Source organism: Methylomagnum ishizawai, assembly GCF_019670005.1.
Classification (GTDB): Bacteria; Pseudomonadota; Gammaproteobacteria; order Methylococcales; family Methylococcaceae; genus Methylomagnum; species Methylomagnum ishizawai.
Genome location: NZ_AP019783.1, coordinates 3426671 through 3452161 on the forward strand (window position 1 = coordinate 3426671; position 25491 = coordinate 3452161).

At 64.6% G+C, this 25491-nt stretch carries 27 protein-coding genes and 1 tRNA gene; 19 read left to right on the forward strand and 9 right to left on the reverse strand.

Annotated elements, in window-relative coordinates; translation table 11 throughout:
- Positions 1 to 125 precede the first annotated feature (125 nt).
- From K5658_RS15605 to K5658_RS15620, 5 genes are all read left to right on the forward strand, one after another.
- A complete protein-coding gene (locus K5658_RS15605) occupies positions 126 to 1067 on the forward strand; it encodes an ATP-binding protein (RefSeq protein WP_221064028.1) in 942 nt (313 codons plus the stop codon).
- Complete coding sequence (locus tag K5658_RS15610) at positions 1064 to 1354, forward strand: hypothetical protein (protein ID WP_221064029.1); 291 nt, start codon at positions 1064 to 1066, stop codon at positions 1352 to 1354. The genes K5658_RS15605 and K5658_RS15610 overlap by 4 nt, the downstream gene beginning before the upstream one ends.
- On the forward strand, positions 1351 to 1803 hold the full coding sequence (locus tag K5658_RS15615; RefSeq protein WP_221064030.1) for a zinc-finger-containing protein: 453 nt from the start codon (positions 1351 to 1353) through the stop codon (positions 1801 to 1803). Before K5658_RS15610 ends, K5658_RS15615 begins: the two co-directional genes overlap by 4 nt.
- On the forward strand, positions 1800 to 2231 hold the full coding sequence (locus K5658_RS23630; RefSeq protein ID WP_246628459.1) for a hypothetical protein: 432 nt from the start codon (positions 1800 to 1802) through the stop codon (positions 2229 to 2231). Before K5658_RS15615 ends, K5658_RS23630 begins: the two co-directional genes overlap by 4 nt.
- A gap of 68 nt (positions 2232 to 2299) precedes the next feature.
- The gene (locus tag K5658_RS15620) at positions 2300 to 3184 is read left to right on the forward strand and encodes a tyrosine-type recombinase/integrase (protein ID WP_246628460.1); all 885 of its coding nucleotides are present in this window, start codon (positions 2300 to 2302) and stop codon (positions 3182 to 3184) included.
- A 28-nt stretch (positions 3185 to 3212) separates the two neighbouring features.
- On the opposite strand, the gene K5658_RS15625 is transcribed toward K5658_RS15620, so the two are convergent.
- Positions 3213 to 3287, reverse strand: a tRNA-Val gene (locus K5658_RS15625).
- A 225-nt stretch (positions 3288 to 3512) separates the two neighbouring features.
- Between K5658_RS15625 and K5658_RS15630 the strand changes: the two genes are divergently transcribed.
- The 7 genes from K5658_RS15630 (at position 3513) to atpD (ending at position 11325) form a co-directional block, all read left to right on the forward strand.
- Positions 3513 to 4727, forward strand: coding sequence for a ribonucleotide-diphosphate reductase subunit beta (locus K5658_RS15630; RefSeq protein WP_221064032.1), 1215 nt, complete (start codon positions 3513 to 3515; stop codon positions 4725 to 4727).
- A gap of 313 nt (positions 4728 to 5040) precedes the next feature.
- Positions 5041 to 5646, forward strand: coding sequence for a DVUA0089 family protein (locus K5658_RS15635; RefSeq protein ID WP_221064033.1), 606 nt, complete (start codon positions 5041 to 5043; stop codon positions 5644 to 5646).
- Positions 5647 to 5701: 55 nt separating this feature from the next.
- Positions 5702 to 7759: a beta strand repeat-containing protein gene (locus K5658_RS15640; RefSeq protein ID WP_221064034.1), complete on the forward strand. Its 2058-nt coding sequence runs from the start codon at positions 5702 to 5704 to the stop codon at positions 7757 to 7759.
- Positions 7760 to 7857: 98 nt separating this feature from the next.
- Positions 7858 to 8454, forward strand: coding sequence for a phage tail protein (locus tag K5658_RS15645; protein ID WP_221064035.1), 597 nt, complete (start codon positions 7858 to 7860; stop codon positions 8452 to 8454).
- An 89-nt stretch (positions 8455 to 8543) separates the two neighbouring features.
- On the forward strand, positions 8544 to 8762 hold the full coding sequence (locus K5658_RS15650; protein ID WP_221064036.1) for a Nif11-like leader peptide family natural product precursor: 219 nt from the start codon (positions 8544 to 8546) through the stop codon (positions 8760 to 8762).
- A complete protein-coding gene (locus tag K5658_RS15655; RefSeq protein ID WP_221064037.1) occupies positions 8756 to 9724 on the forward strand; it encodes a sulfotransferase family protein in 969 nt (322 codons plus the stop codon). Before K5658_RS15650 ends, K5658_RS15655 begins: the two co-directional genes overlap by 7 nt.
- 227 nt (positions 9725 to 9951) lie before the next feature.
- The gene (gene atpD, locus K5658_RS15660; RefSeq protein WP_221064038.1) at positions 9952 to 11325 is read left to right on the forward strand and encodes a F0F1 ATP synthase subunit beta; all 1374 of its coding nucleotides are present in this window, start codon (positions 9952 to 9954) and stop codon (positions 11323 to 11325) included.
- Between the two features lie 30 nt (positions 11326 to 11355).
- Here the strand turns inward: atpD and ubiB are convergent, their stop codons facing one another.
- The 8 genes from ubiB to K5658_RS15700 all read right to left on the reverse strand — a co-directional run bounded on the left by ubiB (position 11356) and on the right by K5658_RS15700 (position 17884).
- A complete protein-coding gene (gene ubiB, locus K5658_RS15665) occupies positions 11356 to 12972 on the reverse strand; it encodes a ubiquinone biosynthesis regulatory protein kinase UbiB (RefSeq protein WP_221064039.1) in 1617 nt (538 codons plus the stop codon).
- 7 nt (positions 12973 to 12979) lie between these two features.
- Positions 12980 to 13630, reverse strand: a complete 651-nt coding sequence (locus tag K5658_RS15670; RefSeq protein WP_221064040.1) for a ubiquinone biosynthesis accessory factor UbiJ — start codon at positions 13628 to 13630, stop codon at positions 12980 to 12982.
- A 3-nt stretch (positions 13631 to 13633) separates the two neighbouring features.
- Positions 13634 to 14380 carry a bifunctional demethylmenaquinone methyltransferase/2-methoxy-6-polyprenyl-1,4-benzoquinol methylase UbiE gene (gene ubiE, locus K5658_RS15675; protein ID WP_221064041.1) on the reverse strand — a complete coding sequence of 249 codons (747 nt, stop codon included), beginning with the start codon at positions 14378 to 14380 and terminating at the stop codon, positions 13634 to 13636.
- A 65-nt stretch (positions 14381 to 14445) separates the two neighbouring features.
- On the reverse strand, positions 14446 to 14997 hold the full coding sequence (locus tag K5658_RS15680; protein WP_221064042.1) for a hypothetical protein: 552 nt from the start codon (positions 14995 to 14997) through the stop codon (positions 14446 to 14448).
- A gap of 23 nt (positions 14998 to 15020) precedes the next feature.
- Positions 15021 to 15386: a gamma-butyrobetaine hydroxylase family protein gene (locus K5658_RS15685; protein ID WP_221064043.1), complete on the reverse strand. Its 366-nt coding sequence runs from the start codon at positions 15384 to 15386 to the stop codon at positions 15021 to 15023.
- A 57-nt stretch (positions 15387 to 15443) separates the two neighbouring features.
- A complete protein-coding gene (gene hslU / locus K5658_RS15690; RefSeq protein WP_221064044.1) occupies positions 15444 to 16769 on the reverse strand; it encodes an ATP-dependent protease ATPase subunit HslU in 1326 nt (441 codons plus the stop codon).
- A gap of 2 nt (positions 16770 to 16771) precedes the next feature.
- Complete coding sequence (gene hslV, locus K5658_RS15695; RefSeq protein WP_221064045.1) at positions 16772 to 17329, reverse strand: ATP-dependent protease subunit HslV; 558 nt, start codon at positions 17327 to 17329, stop codon at positions 16772 to 16774.
- A gap of 183 nt (positions 17330 to 17512) precedes the next feature.
- Entirely contained in the window at positions 17513 to 17884 is a 372-nt protein-coding gene (locus tag K5658_RS15700; protein WP_221064046.1) for a YidH family protein, read from the reverse strand.
- Between the two features lie 158 nt (positions 17885 to 18042).
- On the opposite strand from K5658_RS15700, the gene K5658_RS15705 reads away from it, so the two are divergent.
- The 7 genes from K5658_RS15705 (at position 18043) to leuB (ending at position 25470) form a co-directional block, all read left to right on the forward strand.
- Entirely contained in the window at positions 18043 to 19287 is a 1245-nt protein-coding gene (locus tag K5658_RS15705) for a porin (RefSeq protein WP_221064047.1), read from the forward strand.
- 2 nt (positions 19288 to 19289) lie between these two features.
- The gene (locus tag K5658_RS15710) at positions 19290 to 19700 is read left to right on the forward strand and encodes a hypothetical protein (RefSeq protein WP_221064048.1); all 411 of its coding nucleotides are present in this window, start codon (positions 19290 to 19292) and stop codon (positions 19698 to 19700) included.
- Positions 19700 to 21391 (forward strand): sensor domain-containing diguanylate cyclase, encoded by a 1692-nt coding sequence (locus K5658_RS15715; RefSeq protein WP_221064049.1) that lies wholly within the window; start codon positions 19700 to 19702, stop codon positions 21389 to 21391. Before K5658_RS15710 ends, K5658_RS15715 begins: the two co-directional genes overlap by 1 nt.
- A gap of 58 nt (positions 21392 to 21449) precedes the next feature.
- A complete protein-coding gene (gene adk, locus K5658_RS15720; RefSeq protein WP_221064050.1) occupies positions 21450 to 22094 on the forward strand; it encodes an adenylate kinase in 645 nt (214 codons plus the stop codon).
- Between the two features lie 113 nt (positions 22095 to 22207).
- On the forward strand, positions 22208 to 23626 hold the full coding sequence (gene leuC / locus K5658_RS15725; RefSeq protein WP_221064051.1) for a 3-isopropylmalate dehydratase large subunit: 1419 nt from the start codon (positions 22208 to 22210) through the stop codon (positions 23624 to 23626).
- A gap of 18 nt (positions 23627 to 23644) precedes the next feature.
- Positions 23645 to 24286 carry a 3-isopropylmalate dehydratase small subunit gene (gene leuD / locus K5658_RS15730; protein ID WP_221064052.1) on the forward strand — a complete coding sequence of 214 codons (642 nt, stop codon included), beginning with the start codon at positions 23645 to 23647 and terminating at the stop codon, positions 24284 to 24286.
- Positions 24287 to 24384: 98 nt separating this feature from the next.
- The gene (gene leuB / locus K5658_RS15735) at positions 24385 to 25470 is read left to right on the forward strand and encodes a 3-isopropylmalate dehydrogenase (RefSeq protein WP_221064053.1); all 1086 of its coding nucleotides are present in this window, start codon (positions 24385 to 24387) and stop codon (positions 25468 to 25470) included.
- Positions 25471 to 25491: the final 21 nt, after the last annotated feature.

The window sequence follows — 25491 nt, forward strand, 5'->3', positions numbered from 1 at the left end:
GGCGGCGCGGGTATCCCCCGATACCGGCCCCGGACGGGGCAAGCCCAACAACACGAAACCCAGGACGAACCGGCAGGGACGCCGCTATCCACCCCCCATTTCCCATCATTCAGGAGCGCATTCCCATGGCCTTGAAGAGAATCACCAAAGCCGCCGAGCCGCTGGCCGTCCTTACCGCCATCGTCTGCCTGTACGGCCAGCCCGGCGCGGGCAAGACCAGCATCGGCGGCACCGCCGCCCGCCCCCTGCTGCTCGACTTCGACCGCGGCTCCCACCGTTCCGCCTTCCGCCCCGACACCGTCCAGGTCGAATCCTGGGCCGATGTGGCCCACATGACCCGCGACGACCTCGCCGGCTATTCCACCCTGGTGGTGGACACCGCCGGCCGCGCCCTCGACTTCCTGGCGGCGGCGATGCCGTCCACCGAGGGCAAGATACAACTCAAGCGCCCCAGCGGCGGGCTGACCCTGCAAGGCTTCGGGCGGCTCAAGGACGACTTCGTGTCCTGGCTGCGCAAGGTCAACACCTTCGGCCTGGACGTCATCCTCATCTGCCACGACAAGGAGGAGAAGGACGGCGACCAGCGCATCATCCGCCCCGACATCACCGGCGGCTCCTACCACGAGATCGTCAAGGCGGCCGACTTCGTGGGCTACGTCGCCAAGCTGGACGGGCGCAACACCGTCCTCGACTTCAACCCCACCGCCCAATGGATCGGCAAGAACAGCGCCGGTTTCCCGCCGCTGGCCGTGCCCGACTTCGCCGCCGACCCCGAGTGGTTCGCCGGGATCATGGCCCGGATGAAGGCCGCGCTGGGCGGCATCGCCCAGCGCCAGAAGGAGGCGGTGGACAAGCTGGCCGGGTTCCGAGGCCAGATCGAGTTCGCCAAGAACGCCGGGGAACTGGACGTTTGGAACGCCCTGATCGAGGAGGCCGCGTCCCTGGGCAAGCCGCTGTCCCTGCAAGCCTGGACCGCGCTCAAGAAAGCCGCCGAGGAACAAGGGCTGGCTTACGACAAGGACGCCAAGGCGTTCCAGGCCAAGGCCGAGCAGCGGGAGGCGGCATGAACGTCCAGGCCGTCATCGAAACCCTCAACCAAGCCATCGCGGACACCGCCGCCGAGCTTGGCTGCGAGCCGGATAACGAGGCCATCCTACGGGCCATCGCCAAGCTCAGGGCCGACCGCGACGCGCTGCTGGAAGCCTTGGAAAAAGTGATCCTCGAAATAGGCGATTGGGCAATGCCTAAAGGCGAAAACGGCATGGTCGCGGTCCGGCCCAATCACCCGCTCTGCCTCGCCGCAAATATGGCCCGCGCCGCCCTCGCCCAAGCCAGGAGGGAGGAAACCCCATGAACGCCCCGGCGAAGAAAACCCCCTGGAATCCGAGCCGGACGGCCACGGCGCGGGTGTCCAACCCCCTGCCGGTCCCGGAACGGTGCCCCTATTGCGGCGGGCCGGTCGGGATCGTGAACCACCGGGAAATCTACGGGCGCGAGTACGGCGACTGGCCATGGGCCTACCTCTGCCGCCCGTGCGACGCCCACGTCGGGATGCACCCGTTCACCCACATCCCGCTGGGCACCCTGGCGGACCGGGAGACCCGCGAGGCGCGGAAATCGGCGAAAGCGCCCTTCGAAGCCCTGCACCGGAGCCGCCTGATGGACCGCGACGCCGCCTACCGGCTACTGGCCGAGCGGCTGGGCATCCCACAGGCCGAGTGCCATTTCGGATGGTTCGACGCGGCCCTGTGCGCCAGGGCGAAGCAAGCGGCTGAATCCATCCTGAGGGAGTACCGGCCATGAACCCCACCGCCAAGACCAGCGTTTCCGCCCTGGAAGCCTTCCGCCGGTTCCAGAATGAATTGCTCTCCCAGGAGGCACTGGTGGCACGGCTGACCACGCCCTTCCGGGAGGCGTCGGAGAACGTGCGCATCCAGAAGGGCATCGACCTCCACAAGTACATTGAGCAGAACACCACCCACACGCATAATCCTGGCGGCGCGGGGCAGGCATCGACCCAGGAGACTGAATCATGCCAACAAAGCGCACAACAAGAAGCAAATCCAAGAAACGGGACCAGGACGGCATCTACGAAAGGGACGACTCGCCGTTCTGGTGGTGTACCTACACCGACGCCAGCGGCAAAACGGCTCGCCGAAGTACTGGCGTTCGACGAGAAGACGATCCGCGCAAGGAAAGAGCAAAGGCGGTCCGGGCGCAATGGATCGTAGAAGCCGCCGAGGAACGGAAGCACGGGCCACGGCCAGCACCGGCCACAGGCCCGACCTTCGATGAACTGATGGCCGAATACATGGAAGGCCCGAGCCTCGACAAGAAAGACCCGGTGCGCGACCACTACAGCCTGAAACAACTGGCCCCGGTGTTCGGGGGGCGGGAACTCGCCACCCTCACCAGGGCGGACGCGAGGAACTACATCGCCAAGCGCCGGGACGACAAGATGCAGGATGCGACCATCAGGAAGGAAATCGGGATGTTCAGCGCCGCGCTGAACTGGGCACGAACCGAATTGGAATGGGACGTGCCGAACCCGTTCCGGTCTTGCAAGCTACAGCCCGCGAAGACCAAAGACCGGTGGCTGAAACCGGAGGAAGCCGACGCCTTGCTCAAAGCCGCCCGGAACCTGCCCAGGGCCAAGCACCTGGCGGACTTCATCAAGCTGGGGCTTTACGCGGGATTGAGGCCGGGGGAAATCCTCGGCTTGGAGTGGAGCCGGGTAGACCTGATTCGCGGTCTGATCTACTTCGGCCCCGAGGACCAGAAAAATGGGAAGGCGGGCAGCGTGCCGATCAATGCCCAGGCCCGCGAGGCGATTCTAGCACGGGCCAGTTTCCGGGCGTCGTGGTGCCCGGATTCGCCGTGGGTCTTCGCGGATCGCCATGGAGACCGGATCGCCTGCGTGAAGAAATCGTTCCACGCGGCCAGGGATGAGGCCGGGTTGGGCAAGGACGTGACGCCGCATACCTTGCGGCGGACCTGCGGGAGTTGGCTGGCCCAAAAAGGCGTACCGATCCAACGGATCAGCGCCTTCCTGCGGCATTCGGATATCCGGGTGACGGATCGGGTGTACGCGCACCTTTCCCAGGATTCCCTGCGGGAAGTGGCGACCGTGCTGGAAGTGGGCGCGGTTTCACGCTCGGGTTTCACGCACAACAAAAAAGCCTAGCGGTTTCCCGCTAAGCCTTTGTTTTAATTGGTGGGCGGTATAGGATTTGAACCTATGACCCCTGCCGTGTGAAAGCAGTGCTCTACCGCTGAGCTAACCGCCCGAAGCCGTCGACTTGAGCTATGTAGAATGCCAGCGTATCCCCATCTTGTCAAGCCTCGGCCCGGCAAATTTCCGTCCGCCGCCCCGCATTGCCCGAACACAAGCCGGATGGCGGATCGAGCCCGCCCCGCCCTATCCCACAAAATTTTCAATATTTTGGGCTAGACCCGATTTGAGGCACAATATATAGGTTATTGCCATTCCCCCACCTACGAGGAAACCACCTATGCTGAACTGGGAAGACCCCTTGGCCGCCTTCACCGCCCGCACGCCACCGCCGCCTTTCCCGGTCCCCGCCGCCGAACCCGTCCCGGCCCCGTCGTCGGTCCACGGCCAACCAGCCCAATCCATCCCCAGCCCAGCCATCCGAGCCGCAGTCGGCCCCGGCGGCGCGACCGGCCTCGAAAGCATCGAACTGGGAGCCAAACGCATCCAGGTGGACGACAAGCGCATCATCAACTGCCGCGCCGACCTCAACCAGCTCGTGCCCTTCAAGTACAAATGGGCTTGGCAGAAATACCTGGACGCCTGCGCCAACCACTGGATGCCGCAGGAAATCAACATGAACGCCGACATCGCCCTCTGGAAAAGCCAGGACGGGCTGACCCCGGACGAGCGCATGATCGTCAAGCGCAACCTGGGCTTCTTCTCCACCGCCGATTCCCTGGTGGCGAACAATCTGGTGCTGGCGGTCTACCGTCACATCACCAACCCCGAATGCCGCCAATACCTGTTGCGCCAAGCCTTCGAGGAAGCCCTGCACACCCACGCCTATCAATACGTGGTGGAATCCCTGGCGATGGACGAAGGCGAGGTCTTCAACATGTACCGGGAACTGCCCGCCGTGGCCCGCAAGGCCGAATGGGCTCTGCCCTTCACCCAATCGCTGGGCGACCCCCAGTTCCACACCGGCACGCCCGCGGCCGACCAACGCCTGCTGCGCGACCTCATCGCCTTCTATGTGATCTTCGAGGGCATCTTCTTCTATGTCGGCTTCACCCAGATATTGTCGATGGGCCGCCGCAACAAGATGACCGGAACCGCCGAGCAGTTCCAATACATCCTGCGCGACGAATCCATGCACATGAATTTCGGCATCGATGTCATCAACCAGATCAAGCTCGAAAACCCCCACCTGTGGAGCCAGCCCTTCCAGCAGGAGATGTTGCAGACCATCCGCGAGGCGGTCGAGATCGAAATCCAATACGCCTACGACACGATGCCGCGCGGCGTCCTCGGCCTGAACGCGCCGATGTTCGAGGACTACCTGAAGTTCATCGCCAACCGCCGCTGCGCCCAGATCGGCCTGCCCGAGCAATATCCGGGAGCCGGCAACCCCTTCCCCTGGATGAGCGAAATCCTCGACCTCAAGAAGGAAAAGAACTTCTTCGAGACGCGGGTGACCGAATACCAGACCGGTGGCGCGCTGAACTGGGATTGATTTTTCGGTGTGACATCAAGCCCACGGCCCCTCCGGTCCGTGGGCTTTTTTATGCGCCACGGCGCGAGACACCCCACCCATAGGTCCAGGCCCAGCGTGCCGGCCTCGCCCCCGGCAACTCTACGCGGCACCCATTCCCACATTGCAAACAATAATTCAAACCAGTTCGACAGCTATTAAAAAATTATTAGCAACTCCCAGTAAAAAACGGTGGCATCCAGTGAAACTTTGACCGGGGTTTGGTAGCATTCATGGCTCTCAAGTCACAGTTATACACAAACATCCTTTGGCAATCCCTCCCATGGAGCAGCCCATGAAAAAGCTTCGATCCCTAATCACGGCGACGGCCCTAGCCTTGGGGATGCACACCGCCCACGCCGCCAGTTTCAGCTATACCGGTACGTTCGCCGTCGACGAGCAGTTGCAACTCTTCACCTTCCACATCAACAACCCTTCGTCCTCCGTCGTCATCGAGACGCTCTCCCAGGCCGGCGGCGTCAACAGCCAAGGCACCACCATCGCCCCCGGCGGTTTCGAAACCTATCTGGCACTGTTCGACAACAGCACGGGCGCCCTACTCACCGACACCGCCAGCAAAAGCGTCGACCTGGGAATCGACGCCATGATCAGCATCGTCGGTACCCTGGCCGCCGGCGACTACACCGTGGCCCTGACCGAATACGACAATATCGCCCTCGGCCCCACCCTCAGCGACGGCTTCGCCTTCGACCTGGGCCTGACCAATTTTTGCGTTTACAGCGATACCCTTTGCAATGGCAACGACGGCCACTGGGCCTTGGATATCAACACGGTCGATGGCGCGGCCATCATCCCGGAACCGGCCCCGTTGGGCCTGGGCCTGATCGGCCTGGCCGCGCTCTGGCCGTTCGCACGGCGCCGGGCGGTCCCCTCGGCCTGATCCCTCCCGGCCGACCGTCATTCCCTCCCTAACGAACGCCAAGGATAATAATTCGATGAACGCACGCCTCCCCCTCAGGGGCGCGGCCCTCGCCGCCGCTGTCCTGACCCCTCTCACCGTCCAGGCCGTCACCGCCCCGACCACCGCCGATACCAACCTGGCCGCAACCAGCGCCGGCGCGTTGCCACTCGTCACCATCGGCTCGACCTCGCCGGGGCTGCTGCGCTTCGACCTGTCATCCCTGCCCACCAACACCATCGCCACCGACATCGCCAAAGCCAGGCTGGTCTTTTTCGTGAAATCCGCCCCGGCCTCGCCGTCCAATGTGGTCCTGAAAATCCAATCGGTCGATAGCGCCTGGTCCGAAAGCACCGCCATCATCGGCACCAGCGTCACCTATGGCGGCACGCCGATCTTGAGCGGCACGCTCGACTCCAGCAACAACGCCACCTACTACTCGGTGGACGTGACCAATCTGCTCCTCGAAAAATATACGATGGGCGCCACCTCCATTGCCTTGGGGGTACAGTTAGATACCTCGTCCACGCCCGGGACGACCCTGACCTTCGACAGCAAGGAAGCGATCACCACCAGCCATCCCGCCTACCTCGAAATCGCCCTCAACGGCCCGGCCAACAGCCTCAGCATCGGCACGGTCACGACCGGCGCGGCGGGCGGCCCGGCGTCCGCCTCCATCACCGGGACCTCCCCCAACCAAACCCTGAACCTGACCATCCCGCAAGGCGTCGCCGGAACGAACGGGACTAATGGCACGAACGGGACCAATGGCACGAATGGGACCAACGGGGTGGATGGGAAAACCGTGCTGAGCGGTGCCGGCATCCCAGGGACCGGCCTGGGCGTCGATGGCGATTTCTACATCGACACCACGCTCTACAGCATCTACGGACCCAAGAACGGCGACTGGGGCATCGGCACCTCGCTGATCGGCCCGGCGGGGACCAATGGTGCCAACGGCACGAACGGAACCAATGGCACCAACGGCGTGAACGCCTACACCACCACCAACGCGGCATTCACCCAGCCGGCGGTCAACGCCACCCAGACCGTGAACGTCGACAACGGCAGTTGGGTATCGGTGGGGCAGGTGGTCTATCTGGCGGGCGGCGGCTATTACACGGTCGCCGCGAAGACCGCCACCAGCGTGGACCTCACCAACCTCGGCTACACCGGCAACGCCGGCGCGGGCGCCAACATCGCCTCCGGTGCCTCGCTCAGCCCGGCGGGCGTGCAAGGCTCCACCACCGGCACCGTGACCAGCATCGACGTCAGTTCCCCCCTCACCAAAACCGGCAGCAGCACCGCCCCGACCCTCGGCCTCGGCACCGTGGGGGTCGCCAACGGCGGCACCGGCGCGACCAGCCTCACCGGCTATGTCAAGGGCAACGGCGGCGGGGCCATGACCGCTTCCGCCTCGGTGCCCGGCTCCGATATTAGCGGCACCGTCGCCGTCGCCAATGGCGGCACCGGCGCGACCAGCCTCACCGGCTATGTCAAGGGCAACGGTGGCGGGGCCATGACCGCTTCCGCCTCGGTGCCCGGTTCCGATGTCAGCGGCAACATCTCCGGCAACGCCGCCAACGTCACCGGCACCGTCGCCATCGCCAACGGCGGCACCGGAGCCACCACGGCGGCCGGCGCCAGGAGCAACCTCGGCCTGGGCAACGTGGCGACCCTGAATACCAATAGCTCGACCTCCCAGTTCCTGCGCGGCGACGGTTCTTGGGCGACACCGCCCAGCGGCGGTTCGTCAGCCACCTTCAGCAACGCCGGTGCCGTCCCGGTCAGCGTCGCCCTGGGCACCGGCATGGCCGATATCGCGAGCTTCACGGTGGCCTCCAACGCCATCGTGACAGTCACCGTGGCGACCACCGTCAGCAACGTCGGCAGGGAGATCGCCATCACCGACAACGCCAACAACGTCATCACATCGCTCTGGATAGTGGGCACGCCGACCACGATTGACGGCAACGTTGCACTCACCGCAGTGCTGCCCTCGTCCGGCACCACGACCTACAAGCTCAGGGGCTTCGCGGCCACTGCCTCCAGCGTGACGGTGAGCAGCTACACCATCAGGAAAGTCGAGTTCTAATCCTTCCCCGCACGCACTTTGAAATCCGCCCGCCAGCCGCCGCCCTGGTGGGTGCCTCTCCCTTCAACCGGCGGCAAACCTCAACTTCGGAGACATTTATGGATGGTTATATCGGACAAATCACCCCTTTCGCGGGCACTTTCGCGCCACGCAATTGGCATTTTTGTGATGGATCAGTGCTACCTATACAACAATACTCCGCGCTGTTCTCCATAATAGGCACCACCTACGGTGGCGATGGCAGGAGCAACTTCGCCCTGCCCGACCTGAGGGGCCGGACGATAGTCGGTGCCGGCTCCGGTCCGGGGCTGTCCCCCCGCGTCGCAGGAGCCAAAAGCGGCGCGGAAACCGTCACGCTGTCCACCGCCCAAATCCCGGCCCACGCCCATGCCCTGACCGCCCAGGCCAACGTCTCCATCCCCGGCACCAAAGCTTCCACCAACACCGGCACCCAACCGTCCCCGGCCGGCAACGTCCTGTCCGTCCCCACGGACGGTGGCGGCCTCGGCGTCCAACCCTATACCGAGGCCGCCAACGCCAACACCACGATGGGCGATTCCGCCACCGCCACCGCCAGTTTCAGCAACGCGCCCACCACCGCCGTCGGCGGTGGTACGGCCCATGACAATATGCAGCCCTACTTGGCCGTGAACTACATCATCTGCCTCACCGGCCTGTACCCGGCCCGGTCGTAAGCCTTCCGCGGTCCATCCCAAAATAGCGATGGGCGGGTGGTTTCCGCCCGCCCATCCGCGGCTTCTCCCATAGCCATCGCTGGAAACCCATGCCCGACACCGCAGCCATCCTCGACGCCTTGCGCCACGCCCTCCAACAAGACCCCGCCTTGCAAGACCGGCTGTTCGCCCTCGAAGACCCCGACGCATTCGCGGCGGCGCTGGCGCGGCTGGGCGGGGAAACCGGCCAGCCCATCGCCGCGGACACGCTGCTGGAAGCCATGCGGCAAGGGCGGCGCGAATGGATCGAAAGGGATATGCCATGGTGAACCAAGACCCGCTGCGCGGCTGGATTCCGTTCTATCTCAAGCACAACCAAGTGCATTGGGGCTATATGGGGCGGGAACGCTTCGTCGAACCCTTCTGCCTGGACACCTTGCACAAACTGGCCGGGCGGCCTTTCAACCGGCTGCTGCGCCAGCGCACCGGGCTGGAGGCTTTGCTGGAGCGGGCGGCAAGCCATCCCGGTTTGCCGGTGCGCGGCTTGGTTTTCCATATGAGCCGTTGTGGTTCCACCCTCGCCGCCCAATCCCTGGCGGCCCTGGACGACGCGGTCGTGCTGTCGGAGCCCCCGGTCCTCGACACCTTGCTGCAATGGTTGGCCGCCTCGCCCGAATTGGACGCCGCCCACGGCCCGGCCTTGTTACGGGGGCTATTGTCCGCCCTCGGCCAACCCAGGCGGACGGAAGACCGCCGGTTGTTCGTGAAAACCGACGGCTGGCACATATGCCATGGCGAGCGGCTACTCACGGCCTTCCCCACGACACCCTGGGTCTTCCTCCACCGCGACCCGGTGGAAGTGCTGGTCTCGCAATCCCGGATGCTGAGCGCCTTCGCCGTGCCGGGCGGCTTGGTCAACCACGGCCTGCACCCGCCACCGGAACTGCTGGCCCACCCGCTGGAGCATAGCGCCTGGGTGCTGGGCCAAATCCTACACGCCGCCATCGCCACCCTGCGCCGATATCCGGGCGGCTTGCTGCTGGGCTACGACGAACTACCCGACGGGCTGGACACCCGCTTGGCGGAACATTTCGGCCTGGAGCTGGACGGGGCGGCGCTCGCCGCCTGGCGGGCCGTCCGCGCCCGCGACGCCAAACTACCGGGGCAAAGCTTCCGGCCCGATTCCGCCGGCAAACAAGCCAGCGCCACCCCGGCCATCCGCGCCGCGGCGGCCCGCTGGCTGGACGCGCCCTACGCGGAATTGCTGGGGCTGCGCGGACCCATCCGCTAGCCGTCCCTCGACGCTCCGCCGCCGGGCCGATGGCCATCCGTTCTCGCTGCATTCCGACGCCGCCGGCGTTGGCGCGACCACGGGAAATTCCGCCTTTCCGGGCGGCCAAAGCCCGTGCGGACCTGCCCCCCCGGCCACACCCCACGATATTTTCGCGCTGCGGGGCTGGCCTATGGGGCGGACCCTGGCGACAATGCGCTCGCCCGCCACCCACCTCCAGAGGACTCATGGAAGTCTCCGCCCGGCCCATCGGCCACATCGTCCAAATCCACGGCCCGGTGGTCGATATCGAATGCGACCCGCCGCCGCCCATCCACCGCGCCCTATACGCCACCATCGGTCCCGAGCGCCCTGTGTTCGAGGTCCACCAACACCTCGCCCGGACCCTGGTCCGGGCCATCGCCCTGGGCCGCACCGCGGGACTCCGGCGCGGCATGGCGGTCCACGACAGCGGCGGTCCGCTCGGCGTCCCGGTCGCGCCGGAAGTCCTGGGACGCTTGCTCGACGTGTTCGGCGCACCCTTGGACGGCGGTCCTCCCCTACCCCGCCGCGAATTCCGCCCGCTGGTCGCCCCGCCGCCCGCCCTGCACGAAGCCACCCCGGCCCGTGGCCTCCTGCCCACCGGCATCAAGGTGATCGACCTTTTATGCCCGTTCGCGCGGGGCGGCAAAACCGGCTTGTTCGGCGGGGCGGGCGTGGGGAAGACCGTGCTGATCATGGAGTTCATGCACGCCATCGTGGCCCTGCACCAAGGGGTGTCGGTGTTCGCGGGCGTGGGCGAGCGCATCCGCGAGGGCCATGAACTTTGGCACGGGATGCGCGATGCCGGGGTGCTGGACCACGCCGTGCTGGTGTTCGGGCAGATGGACCAAGCGCCGGGGGTGCGCTTCCGGGTGGCGCTGTCGGCCCTGGCCTACGCCGAATACCTGCGCGACGCCCTGGGCAAGGAAGTGTTGTTCCTGCTCGACAACGCCTTCCGCTTCGTGCAGGCGGGCAGCGAGGTGTCGGGATTGCTGGGCCGGATGCCGGCCACGGTGGGCTATCAACCCACCCTCCTGGGCGAGGTCGCCGAATTGGAGGACCGCATCGTCTCCACCCGGCGCGGCGATATCACCTCGGTGCAGGCCATCTACGTGCCCGCCGACGATATGACCGACCCCGCCGTCGGGGCCATCCTGGGCCATCTCGACACCCGCGTGATCCTGTCGCGGGCGCAGGCGGCCAAGGGCATCTACCCGGCGGTCGATCCGCTGGCCTCGGCCAGCACGCTGATGGACCGGCAAACCCTGGGCGACCGCCATTACGCCGTGGCCGAGGGCGTGCGGGAACACCTGGCCCGCTACCAGGAGTTGGAGGATGTCATCACGATGCTGGGGATCGAGGAATTGTCCGAACAGGACCGGCTGACCGTGCGGCGGGCGCGGCGGCTACAGCGCTATCTCAGCCAACCGTTCCATGGCGTGGCCGGGCATACCGGGATCGCCGGGGTGTCGGTGCCCTTGGAACGGACCTTGGCCGATTGCGAGGGATTCCTGCGCGGCGTCTATGACGATACGCCGGAGGAAGGCTGTTATATGCGGGGCGCGATGGGAGCGGCTTGAACCGGGTTGGGGTCCACGCCTAACGATGGGTCAAAGCCAAGCCCCGATCAACAAGCCCAAACCCAGCGCCCCGCACAAACCCGCCGCCATCGGCATCGCGCCCAACAACAAACTCCCGCTGATGAGCAGCGACCCGCCGGCGATCCCGGCCAGGGTCCGGCGCTGGTTGCGGCGCAATTCCTCCCGCAGCCCCGCCAGCTCCCGCGAGCGGAATTCCACCGCCAGTTTGCCGCCCACCACGTCGGCCAGCGCCCGATGCACCAGCATCGGCATTTCCGACCAATGCTCGGCCCATTGCGGCGCTTCGGTCTGCACCTTGCGCAGGGCGGCTTTCGGTCCCATCTCCTCCTTGAACCAACGTTCCAGGAACGGCTTGGCGGTCTGCCACAGGTCCAGATCGGGATAGAGGTCGCGTCCGAGCCCCTCGATATTCAGCAGGGTTTTTTGCAATAGCACCAGTTGCGGCTGGATTTCCATATCGAAGCGCCGCGCCACCTGGAACAGCCGCAATAGCAGATGCCCGTAGGAAATCTCTTTCAACGGCTTCTCGAAGATCGGCTCGCACACGGCGCGGATGGCCGACTCGAATTCCTCGACCCGGCTGTCCTTGGGAATCCAGCCCGATTCGATATGCATTTCCGCCACCCGCCGGTAATCCCGGTTGAAGAAGGCGCGGAAATTCTCGGCCACATAATGTTTATCCTGGTGGGAGATACTGCCGACGATACCGAAATCGACCGCGATGTATTTGGCTTCCGGCGTCACGAAGATGTTGCCGGGGTGCATATCGGCGTGGAAAAAGCTATCGCGCAATACCTGGGTGAAGAAAATCTCCACCCCGCGCTCGGCCAGCAATTTGAGGTCCACGCCTTCGGCCTTGAGCCGGGCCACGTCGCCGACCGGAATCCCGGAAATCCGCTCCATCACCAGCACTTCGCGGCGGGTATAGGGCCAGTGGATTTTGGGGATGTAGAGCATCTCCGAATCCTCGAAATGGCGGCGCATCTCGGCGGCGTTGGCGGCCTCCCGCACCAGGTCCAGTTCGTCGAGGATGGTCTTCTCGAATTCCGCCACCACCTCCACCGGGCGCAAGCGGCGGGCTTCGGGCCAGAACCTGCGGGCCAGATGCGCCACTTCCCGCAGCAGGGCGATATCGGCGTGGATTTGCTGCTCGATGTCCGGGCGCAGCACCTTGACGATGACTTGGGAACCCTCATGCAAGCGGGCGGCGTGGACTTGGGCCACCGAGGCCGAGGCCAGCGGCTCCGGGTCGAATTCCGCGAACAACTCGGACACCGGCCGGCCCAGCGCCTTCTCGACGATGCGCTGGGCGGCTTCCCCTGGGAACGGCGGCACCCGGTCTTGCAACTTCACCAATTCCTCGGCCACGTCGTCGGGCAGGAGGTCGCGGCGGGTGGAGAGGGTCTGGCCGAATTTGACGAAGATCGGACCCAGGTCTTCCAAGGTGCGGCGGATGCGTACCGCCCGCGGCAAATCCCTGGATTCGCGCCAAGCCTCCGGTGAGAGCTTGCCGAGATGGCGCAGGGGGCCGAGCAAATGGGTGGCTTCGAGGACTTCGTCCAGTCCGTGGCGGACCAGCACCCGTTGGATATGCAGCAGGCGGCGGATGAGTTTGGGATGGATCACGGGGGTTTTAGTCTGGCGTGGGGAAGGTTTCGGGAACCACGGTTTGCGACTCCAGGCGCTTGATCCGGGCTTCGAGCCGGTCGCGGTCGGCCCGCAGCCGATCCACGGCCTTGAAGAAGGCGTCGGCTTCCGGCCGGGCCGGGAGTTCGCGGGATTCTTCCTGCCAGAACTCGGCGAGATTGGCCTCGAAACTGGCGGCGGTGTCGCGGGTCCAATCCCGGCCCGAGCGGAACAGGTCGAACAAGGTGGCGGCGGTGGCCGCGCCGGTCTGGCGGGCCAGGAGTCCTTGCCAATCGATATCCAGCTTGCGGAACAGGGCTTGGAAGCGGTGGGCGGTGTCGGTGCTGCCCTGCATCTCGATTTCATGGGCGAACAGGCTTTGTTCCGCCGAACCGCCCAGCCCCAGCTTGGCGAACGCGAGCGGCGTGCCGGACAGGATGACATCCGGCACGGCGCTGGTTTCGGTCAGGATTTGCACGCCGCTCCCGGTGGGGCAGAAATACAAGGTCGCGCCGAACGGCAGTATCCGCAAGGCCACCAGCTTGCCCTTGATGGGGGCCAGTAGCCGGTGGCTGTCGGGGTCCAGCGCCAGATAGCGGGCGATGGCGGTTTCCAGGGTTCCGGCCAGGGCGGAGGCCAACACAGGATGCGGGGCCATGGCTCAGACCTTATAACCCCGGTGGATCGCCACCACGCCCTGGGTCAGGTTGAAATATTCACAGCGCTCGAAACCGGCCTCGGCCATCATGTTTTTCAGGGTTTCCTGGTTGGGGTGCATGCGGATCGATTCGGCCAGATAGCGGTAGCTTTCTTCATCCCCGGCCACCAGTTTGCCGATCAGGGGCAGCAGTTTGAAGGAATAAAGGTCGTAGGTCTTTTTGAACAGCGCCCCTTGCGCCTCGGAAAATTCCAGCACGATCACCCGGCCCCCCGGCTTCAGCACGCGGTGCATGGATTTCAGGGCTTCGTCCTTGTGGGTGACGTTGCGGAGGCCGAAGGCGATGCAGACGCAGTCGAAGGAGTTATCGGGGAACGGCAGTTTCTCGGCGTCGATCTGGGCGTAATCGACGCCCTCGGCCACGCCGTCGTCGATGAGGCGGTCGCGGCCCCGCTTGAGCATCTCGGCGTTGATGTCGGACAGGACCACCCGGCCCTTGTCGCCGACCCGTTCGCGGAACAGGGCGGTCATATCGCCGGTGCCGCCCGCGAGGTCCAGCACTTTTTCGCCGTAGCGCACATGGCTGAGCTGGAGGGCGATGCGCTTCCAGATGCGGTGGATGCCCATCGACATCAGGTCGTTCATCAGGTCGTATTTGCCCGCGACCGAATCGAACACGGAGCGGACGAGCTTGGCTTTTTCGCCGGTGGGGACTTCGCGGAAGCCAAAATGGGTGGTTGGGTCGGTCATGGCGTTCTCGGTATTACAGCGATTGTTTGATTTTCCCGGAAGTCATTTATCAGTGACATCCACAGTTATTGTTCATCTTCCATTTCCAGTGGTGTGCATTGCCAAGCAAAGGCTGAAAGCAATTCAGCCGCATACTTATCGAATTCCTCGCGGTAATGGTGAATATGCGGAGATGGAATACTAGGTACTCCTTCAGTGAAACCTAGTCCAAGCAAGGTGGTAAGGAATGGTTGGAGCAGATCATAAGCATAGATAAGATTGTGGCGCTCCCACACCACAGTCGCTTTATCGCTTGGGGAATACGCCCATAGATCATACCGGGAATCTGCGGACAAAAAAGGGGCGAATTTTTCCAGGAAAGCATGCAACTTCTTGGCGTTAAGCTCGGGACTTTGATAGCGCCCCGCCTTTCCTTCGCCGCGAGGTGTATGGAGGATATAGAGAAGGAAATAGGGCGGTTCAAGCCTATCAACAAGGCTGGCAAAAACTATCGGGTCTCCGCCCGGAACGCCAGCAACAAGCCGTTTCTTGTCGGCACCCACAGTTTGCTCGGTAAATATTGGCGCAAACGAATGGTCCACCCATTCCCCCCCAAGCTGGAATGACAGTTTGCACATGTGGTTCATCACCACTTTATTAACTAAAAACCACCTTTCGAGACATTTTCCACCGCCGCCAGCTTCGCCAAATACTCGTCCCACAACTGCGCCCTGTTCGTCCCCAGGTGATAGAGGTAATCCCAGGTATAAATCCCGCTATTATGGCCGTCGCTGAAGGTCGGGCATACGGCATAATTCCCCACCGGGCGGATTTCGGTAATCCCCACATCCTGCTTACCGACCTGCAATATCTCCTGGCCCGGCCCATGGCCCTGCACCTCGGCGGACGGCGAATACACCCGCAGGAATTCGCAAGGCAGCTCGAAACGGGCACCATCCTCGAAGCTAATTTCAAGGAAGCGGGATTTCTGGTGCAGCTTGATATCGGTGGGAATGGGAGCGTTCATAAGGGGTTTCCGGTGCGGCGGGCGGAGCGCGGAAAAACCGTTTCCCGCGCCCAGCGGTTACAGGATATAGCGGCTCAGGTCTTCATCCTTGGCGAGTTCGCCCAAATGCTCTTCCACATACTTGGCGTCGATCTTCACGATTTGGCCGGAATGGTCGGGCGCGTCGTAGGAAACGGTTTCCAACAGCCGTTCCAGCACGGTGTGCAGCCTGCGGGCACCGATGTTCTCGGTGCGCTCGTTGACTTCCCAGCTAATCTGGGCCAAGCGCTCGATACCTTCGGCGGTGAATTCCAGCCCGACGCCTTCGGTTTGGAGCAGGGCCGAATATTGCTCGGTCAGCGAGGCGTTGGGTTCGGTCAGGATGCGCACGAAGTCGCCGACCTCCAGCGCGCTCAATTCCACCCGGATCGGGAAACGGCCCTGCATTTCCGGGATCAGGTCGGACGGCTTCGATAGATGGAACGCGCCCGAAGCGATGAACAGGATATGGTCGGTCTTGACCATCCCGTACTTGGTGCTGACGGTGCAACCCTCGACCAGGGGCAGCAAATCGCGCTGCACGCCTTCCCGCGACACATCGGGACCGCCGCCGTATTCGCCGCGCTTGCAAATCTTGTCGATCTCGTCGAGGAACACGATGCCGTTCTGCTCGACCGATTCCACCGCCCGCAGCTTGATGTCTTCCTCGTTGATCATCTTGGCCGATTCCTCCTCCTGCAACACCTTGAAGGCGTCCTTGACCCGCAGCTTGCGGGTACGGGTGCGGCCCGTGTTCATGCTTTGGAACAGGCTTTGCAGTTGGCTGCTCATTTCCTCCATGCCGGGCGGGGCCATGATTTCCACGCCGATGGAGGAATTGATCTCAATGTCGATTTCCTTGTCGTCCAGTTCGCCGTTGCGGAGTTTCTGGCGCAGCTTCTGCCGGGTGGGGGATTCGGCGCTGGCCTCGTCGCCGTTCCAGCCGGTCGCGCCGGGCAGCAGCACGTTGAGGATGCGCTCCTCGGCGGCTTGCTCGGCCCGCGATTGCACCTTGTTCATCTCGGTCTGGCGGGTCAGCTTGACCGCCGCGTCGATCAGGTCGCGGATGATGGATTCGACATCGCGGCCCACATAGCCCACCTCGGTGAACTTGGTGGCCTCGACCTTGATGAAGGGCGCGTTGGCGAGCTTGGCGAGGCGGCGGGCGATTTCGGTCTTGCCGACGCCGGTGGGGCCGATCATCAGGATGTTCTTCGGCGTGATTTCTTCGCGGAGGCCATCGTCCACCTGGGTGCGCCGCCAGCGGTTGCGCAGGGCGATGGCGACGGCGCGTTTGGCGGCGGCTTGGCCGACGATGTGCTTGTCCAGTTCGTGGACGATTTCTCGCGGGGTCATGGGGGTCATGGTTATTCTTGCAAGTCCGATTGCAGGTCGAGTTCTTCGATGGTGAGGTTGCGGTTGGTGTAGATGCAGATATCGGCGGCGATGTTCAACGAGCGCTCGACGATGTCGCGGGCGTCGAGTTCGGTGTTTTCGTACAGGGCGCGGGCGGCGGCCTGGGCGAAGGGACCGCCGGAACCGATGGCGATCAGGCCGTTCTCGGGTTCGATCACGTCGCCGTTGCCGGAGATAATGAGCGAAGCCTTGCTGTCGGCGATGGCGAGCAGGGCTTCCAGGCGGCGCAACATACGGTCGGTGCGCCAATCCTTGACCAATTCCACGGCGGCCTTGGTGAGGTTGCCGCGCTGTTTTTCCAACTGCCCCTCGAAACGCTCGAACAGGGTGAAGGCGTCGGCGGTGGCCCCGGCGAAGCCCGCCAGCACCTTGCCGTGGTAGAGGCGGCGCACCTTGCGGGCGTTGCCCTTCATAACCGTGTTGCCCAGGGTGACTTGTCCGTCGCCGCCGATCACCACCTTATCGCCGCGGCGGACCGAGACGATGGTTGTTCCGTGAAATGTTTCCACGCTGTTTTCCATTGGGGAGCCAAAGCGGCGATTGTACATGATTGGCCGGGGTTCAGCCTGGCCGGGGCCGGGCGATGTCCTCGGGGCGAGGCCGGTTTTGGCGGCGTCGAGGCGGTTGGATTTTCGGCCCGTAACCCTTACCACCCGGCCTGCCGGGCGGCCTTTTCCTCCGCCGCTGGGTCCCTAACTCCCGCCGACGAACAAATATCCCAGCAAAACCAGCCCCAGCACGGCCACCAGCAGGTTGGAAGCTATCCCGAGGCCGACCCGGTAGCCTTTGGGAATTTCCACCGGCTTCAGGCTGTTCAAGACCTTGCGGTATTGCAGGGTGGACCCCAGGCCGATCATAGCCCCGGCCAGGATGAAAGCGATCCCCACCCAGAATGAAATCCCCCGCGGCCAAGGCCCGGCGTGGTCGCCCGCCACCAGCCGCATGAACAAACCGAAACGCTCGATGACGAAGCCGAACGCCATCCAGGCCAGGCTGGTGCGGTTCCAAGCCAGGAGGGTCCGCTCGGCGGCGAAGAAGACGCGGGGATCGTTCAGGTCGGACATGGGGTTCTCCAGTCACGCGGATGGGCCGGGGTGGCGTGGACGGCAGCGACCCCGGCTGTCATTTGTTAAACCAACTATGCTTGTTGCCAGCGGCACCCCTCCCTACCGTGCACAGAATAAACCAATCAGGTGCCGCCCCGGCTCCACGGAATACCCCTATGCCCCCGCTCCGCGCCACCTGGAAACCCGGGCTCGCCGCCGCGTTGCTGGCCTTGCCCGCCGCCACCTCCGCCGATACGCCGACCTGGAGCTTCAAAGGTTTCGGCACGCTCGGCGTCAGCGGCACCGACACCGACCTCATCCAGTTCCGCCGCGACACCACCCAGGGCAACGGCGTCACCCGCACCTGGGGCGTGGACCCGGATTCCCGGCTCGGCCTACAACTCGACGTGGATTTCGGCCCCTCCTGGCGGGCCGGGGTGCAATGGGTGGCCCGCAACCATGCCGGACAGTTCATCGAGCAGAACCTGGACTGGGCCTTCCTGCGTTGGAGCCCGGAGGAAAACCTCGACCTCCGGTTCGGACGGCTGGGCTTCGATGTGTTCATGTTGTCCGACTATCGCAACGTCGGCTACGCCTATCCCTGGATGCGCCCGCCGCACGAGTTCTACGCCAGCCTCCCGACCTACCATTTCGACGGCATGGACCTGTCCCGCAAAATCCCGCTCGGCGGCGGCCACCTGACCGCGAAGAGCTTCGTGGGCTATGCGTCCTATACCGTGCCCAGCTTTTTGTTCGACCTGGACCTGGGCGCGGTCATCGTGGGCGGCAGCCTCGGCTACGAGCGCGGCAACTGGCGGGCGCGGCTCGGCTACAACTACGCCAAGACCAAGACCGACCTGCCGATCCAACCGCTCTACGCCGCGCTGGACAATCCCTGGGTGAACGTGGTCTGGCCGGGGGCCAACACCTATCCCGGCAAGATCGCGCCCATGAACAAGGATTTGCATTATTTTTCGGCCGGCCTCGCCTACGACGACGGCGGGTGGCTGGCGCAACTGGAGGCGTCCTACACCGACTCCCAAGTGGTCAGTTTCCCTTCGGTGGCCAGTGGCTACCTGAGCCTGGGGCGGCGGGCCGGTCCCGTCACGGTCTACACCCTGCTGGGCATTTCCGAGACCCTCCACTCCGCGACGGCCCTTCCCCGGCCCTGGCTGGCGACGCCCGAGGTCGATCTGCTCTGGCGCACGGTGGACAGCCTCATCAACGCCAATGGCGTGGACGAAAAATCGGTGTCCCTGGGGCTGCGCTGGGATGTCTACGAAAACATCGACCTGAAGGCGCAATGGAGTCATTACTGGCTGGGACGGAACGGTGCCCAGCTCTGGGTGGAACCCGCGCTATCCGCCCCCACGCCCGGACAGGTCGATGTCTGGTCGCTGGGCGTGGATTTCGTGTTCTAGCCATGAAGGCCCCGCTCGCCGCCCTGCTCGCCCTGGCCCTGGCGCCGACGGCTTCCGCCGATCTGGCGGTCATCGCCAACCGCAAGAACGAACTCGCCCCCCTGGCCACCGAGGAGGTCCAGGATGTCTTCCTGGGCCGGACCCACACCTTCCCCAACCATAGGTTCGCCCTGCCGTTCGACCAGTCCTCCCCGCTCCGGGGCGAGTTCTATCAGAAGCTCACCGGACGCCTCCTCCCCCAGATCGACGCCTATTGGGCCAGGATCGTGTTCTCCGGGCAGGGTTCGCCCCCGCCCAAGCTGCCGGACGACGCGGCGGTGTTGCAAATGGTGCGGGAAAACGAGGACGCCATCGGATACATTGATAAAATCAACGTGGACAACACGATTAGGGTGCTGTTGATACTGCCTTGATGAAAACCCCCCTCCCCCAAAAACATTTACACCACGAATTGGCGCGTTCTGTCTTTTGGACCGCCTTGCTGCTGGCCCTCCTGACCTCGGTGGCGCTGTTCGTGGCCGAATTCCAATGGTCCAGCGAAAAGACCGAAACCCGGCTCAACCAATTGCTGGACACGGTGGAAACCACCGCCGCCGTCGCCGCCTATTCCGGCAACCCCGCCATCGGCGCGGATGTGCTGGACGGCTTGCTCCGCAACGATATCGTCCACGAGGCCCGCTTGCTCAACGACCGCGGCCTCGACCTCCACCGGCTGCGCGAGGCCGGCAACGCCAGGGTTCCCCCCGGTCCCGCCTTGGTGCGCGACCTGCATTCGCCCTTCGGCGAGCGCGAAGTGGTGGGGCGGCTGCTGGTGTTCCCGGAAGCCCGCGTCAACCTGCGGGAAGCCCGCCATGCCGCCCTGGTCGGGGCGCTGAGCTCCTCCGTGCTGATCGGGCTGACCGCCTTGCTGGTGCTGGGCTTGGTGCGGTCTTCGCTGTCCTTGCCGTTATCGGGGGTGTCCGGCGCCTTGCACGCCATCCGGGCCGGGGAACAGGAACGCCTGAAACCCCTGCCCCGCCACCGCGACGACGAACTCGGCCAACTGGTGAACGATATCAATGGCCTGTTGGCGACCCTTGAGGAGAAATTCGCCGCCGAGCGCTTGCTGCGGGAAGAAGTCCAGGCGGTGGAGCGGCGGCTGCGCGAGGTGTTCGAGAACACCAGCGCCGGTATCTTCCTGCTGGACGGGCAAGGCCACCTGTGCATGGCCAATCCCACCCTCGGGCGGGTGCTGGGCCTGCCGGGGCTGTCGCCGGAATCTCTGATCGGGCGGGATTTCCCGGCCCTGGCCTTCGCCGAGCCGGAGCAATTCCATCACCTTTTCCATCAGGCCGGGAGCCATTCCGCCGCCATGGACCTCAAGCTCAGGCACCGCGGCGCGGGACCGGCCTGGGTGCATTGCCTGCTGTCGCGCCAGACCGACGGCCAGGGCGAAACCCGTTACGAAGGCGTGGTGTACGACATCACCGAGCGCCGCGCCCTGGAACTCCGTACCCAGCACGAAGCCGACCACGACCTCCTCACCGGCCTGCTGCGCCGCCACGCCGCCGAGCGCGAACTGCGGCGGCGGCTGGACGCCCCCTCCCGCCAACCCCAGGCCGTGCTGCTGCTGGACCTGGATCACTTCAAGGCGGTCAACGACACCCACGGCCACGCCGCCGGCGACCGCGTGTTGCTGGAAACCGCCCAACGCTTTAGGTCCTGTGTGCGCTCGGGCGATATCGTGGGGCGGCTGGGCGGCGACGAATTCCTGATCGCGCTGCTGGATTGCGCCTCGCTGGACCAAGCCCGCCGCGTCGCCCACGAGATCGTGGACCGGGTGGTGCAACCCATCGCCCTGGACCAGGGCATCGGGGTCACCGTGGGCATCAGCATCGGCATCGCCCTCTCCCACCGGCCCGGCCAGGCGCTGGAGGATTTGCTGAGGGCGGCGGATCTCGCCATGTACGAGGTCAAACGCTGGGGCCGCAACGGCTACGCCAGCCCGCTGCCCGAAGGCGCGATCCGGGTGGAGCGGCGCGACACGGCGGGCGCATGGACCCAGGCCGACACCCTCCCCGCGCCGAAATCCCCGGACGTATCCCAGGAATCCATCTCCGTGTGACAGGCTTGGTCGTTTTATGAAAGAATTGGGTATTTAAATCCACAGCGGAGACCATGAAATGCGCGTGATCCTTCTGGGCAGCCCCGGTTCAGGAAAAGGCACACAGGCCAAGGCCATCACCGAGAAATACCACATCCCCCAAATCTCCACCGGCGATATGCTACGCGCCGCGGTACGGGAAGGAACGCCCCTGGGCCTGGCCGCCAAGCAGGTCATGGACGCCGGGCAATTGGTATCCGACGACATCATCCTGGGAATCATCAAAGAACGCATCGTCCAGCCCGACTGCGCCAACGGCTTCCTGCTGGACGGTTTTCCCCGTACCATCGCCCAGGCCGAGGGTCTCGCGGCCCTGGGCGTCGGCATCGACCGCGTGGTGGAAATCGTGGTGGACGACGAGGAAATCGTCGGGCGCATCACCGGCCGTCGGGTCCACCCCGGTTCGGGCCGTATCTACCATGTGACATTCCATCCCCCCCAGACCGAGGGGCTCGACGATGTCACCGGCGAACCCTTGATCCAGCGCGACGACGACAAAGAAGAAACCGTCCGCAAGCGCCTGGACATCTACCATACCCAAACCCAGCCCCTGGTCGATTACTACCGCGCCCAGGCCACGGCGGGCGGGCTGAAATTCGCCAGCATGGACGGCGTCGGCAGCGTGGACACCATCACCGCACGGCTGTTCCTCGCCCTGGAATAAGGACCGTTCCCCAGGCCGGGACCGCTCCCCGGCCTGCCAGCGCACGGCCAAGATTCGCCAAGAAATCCCGCCGCGCATCCTTCCCAACCCCTAACCTCGAGCATCCAGCGCCTATGGCCGGCAAAACCCTTTTCGACAAGTTATGGGACAGCCACTTGGTCTGTTCCGAAGCGGACGGTTCCGCCCTGATCTACATCGACCGCCAATTGATCCACGAAGTCACCTCGGCCCAGGCCTTCGAGGGCATGCGCCTCGCGGGACGCAAGCCCTGGCGGGCGGCGGCCAACCTCGCGACCGCCGACCACAACGTGCCCACGGCGGGCCGCGACCAGGGCATCGCCGATCCGGTCTCCCGCCTGCAAGTGGAAACCCTGGACAACAATTGCGCCGAGTTCGGCATCACCGAGTTCGACATGGCCGACCCGCGCCAGGGCGTGGTGCATGTGATGGGACCGGAACAGGGCGCGACCCTGCCCGGCATGACCATCGTCTGCGGCGATTCCCACACCGCGACCCATGGCGCGTTCGGGGCGCTGGCCTTCGGCATCGGCACCTCCGAGGTCGAGCATGTGCTGGCGACCCAGTGCCTGGTGCAGTCCAAGGCCAAGAACATGCAGGTCAAGGTCGAGGGCGAAGTCGGCCCCGGCGTCACCGCCAAGGATATCGTCCTCGCCATCATCGGCCGGATCGGCACGGCGGGCGGCACCGGCTACAGCATCGAATTCGCCGGCTCGGCGATCCGGGCGCTGTCGATGGAAGGCCGCATGACCGTGTGCAATATGGCCATCGAAGCCGGTGCCCGCGCCGGGCTGGTGGCGGCGGACGAAACCACCTTCGCCTATCTCCAAGGCCGTCCCTACGCCCCGAGCGGCGAGTTATGGGATCGGGCCGTGGCCGCCTGGGGCGAATTGCACAGCGATGCCGACGCGGTGTTCGACGCCGTGATCGAAATCGACGCCGCCGCCATCCAGCCGCAAGTGACCTGGGGCACCTCTCCGGAAATGGTGCTGCCGGTCGATGCCTGCGTGCCCAACCCGGAAGCCGAAGCCGATCCGGTCAAGCGCGAGAGCATCAAACGCGCCCTGGCCTATATGGATTTGCAGCCCGGTACGCCCCTGACCCAAATCCCGGTGGACAAGGTCTTCATCGGCTCCTGCACCAATGGCCGCATCGAGGACTTCCGCGCCGCCGCCGCCGTGGTCAAAGGCCGCAAGCGGGCCGAAAACGTGAAACTGGCGCTGGCGGTGCCGGGTTCGGGTCCGGTCAAACGGCAAGCCGAGGAGGAAGGTTTGGACCAAATCTTCATCGAGGCCGGTTTCGAATGGCGCGACCCCGGTTGCTCCATGTGCCTCGCCATGAACGCCGACCGCCTGGAGCCGGGCGAACGCTGCGCGTCCACCTCCAACCGCAATTTCGAGGGCCGTCAAGGCTACGGGGGCCGCACCCATCTGGTCAGCCCGGCCATGGCCGCCGCCGCCGCGGTGTTCGGCCATTTCGTGGATGTCCGCACGCTCCCGGCGGACGCCCTGTAAGCCCATAAGAGGAAACCGATGAAAGCCTTCCACCGCATCAGTTCCAGGGTCGTACCCCTGGACCGCGCCAATATCGACACCGACGCGATCATCCCCAAGCAATTCCTGAAATCGATCCGCCGTACCGGCTTCGGCCCGTTCCTGTTCGACGAATGGCGCTATCTGGACCGGGGCGAACCCGATATGGATTGCACCCACCGGCCCCTGAACCCGGATTTCGTGCTGAACCAGCCCTGCTATTACGGGGCGCAAATCCTCCTGACCCGCGAGAACTTCGGCTGCGGTTCCTCCCGCGAACACGCGCCCTGGGCTTTGGAAAACTACGGTTTCCGGGTCATCATCGCGCCCAGCTTCGCCGATATCTTCTATAACAACTGCTTCAAGAACGGCCTGCTGCCCATCGTGCTGGGCACGGCGGCGGTGGACCGCTTGTTCGCGGAACTGACACCCGGCGATAACCTCACGGTCGATTTGGAGAGCCAGACTATTACCGATAAGTACGGCGAAAAATTCCATTTCGAGATCGACCCTTCCCGCAAACACCGTTTGCTGAAAGGCTTGGACGATATCGGCCTGACCCTGCAACGCGCCGACCTGATCCGGGCCTATGAAACCCAGCGCCGGGCCGAAGCGCCCTGGCTGTTCCCGGACGCGGCCTGAAGCCCAAGCGGCGGACGGGGTTCCCCCCCGGTCCGCCACCGCCGCCCCCCTAGGTGGCAGCGCCCACCCGAAGAAAATCACCATTACCCACAGCACCCATGACCCAGAAAATCGCAGTATTGCCGGGCGACGGCATTGGACCCGAAATCGTCGCCGAAGCCCTCAAAGTCCTCGACTGCCTGAACCAGGACTTCGGCCTCGCCCTCGAAACCGAGGAAGCCTTGATCGGCGGCGCGGCCTACGATGCCCACGGCACGCCCTTCCCTGAGGCCACCCTGGCCCTGGCCCGCGCCGCCGATTCGGTGTTGCTGGGCGCGGTCGGCGGTCCGAAATGGGAACCCCTGGATTATTCGCTGCGCCCGGAACGCGGCCTGTTGGGTCTCCGCGCCGAACTGGAACTGTTCGCCAACCTGCGCCCGGCCCTCCTCTATCCGCAATTGGAAGCGGCGTCCACCCTGCGCCCGGAAGTGGTGTCGGGCCTCGACATCGTCATCATCCGCGAACTGACCGGTGGTATTTATTTCGGCAAGCCGCGCGGCCGCCGCGTCAATGACAACGGCGAACGCGAAGGTTTCAACACCCTGATCTACAGCGAATCGGAAATCCGCCGCATCGCCCACATCGGTTTCCAAACCGCCCAGAAGCGCGATAAGCGCCTGTGTTCGGTGGACAAGGCCAATGTGCTGGAATGCACCGAGCTGTGGCGCGAAGTCATGATCGAGGTCGGGAAGGAATATCCCGATGTGGCCTTGTCCCATATGTATGTGGATAACGCCGCCATGCAGTTGGTCCGCGCCCCCAAGCAATTCGACGTGATGGTGACCGACAACATGTTCGGCGACATCCTGTCCGATTGCGCCGCGATGCTGACCGGTTCCATCGGCATGCTGCCCTCGGCCTCGCTGGACAAGAACGGCAAGGGCATGTACGAGCCGATCCACGGTTCCGCGCCGGATATTTCCGGCAAGGGTGTCGCCAACCCCATCGCCACCGTGCTGTCCCTGGCGATGATGCTGCGTTATAGCTTCGACGACGCCGCTTCCGCCGACCGCATCGAACAGGCCGTCACCGCCGCCCTGGACGCGGGCTACCGCACCGCCGACATCCACTCGGAAGGCACCCGCAAGGTCGGCACCGCCGAAATGGGCGACGCCATCGTCGCGGCCCTGCGGGCATCCCGCTGATCGATCCTTAAGGAGGCTCCC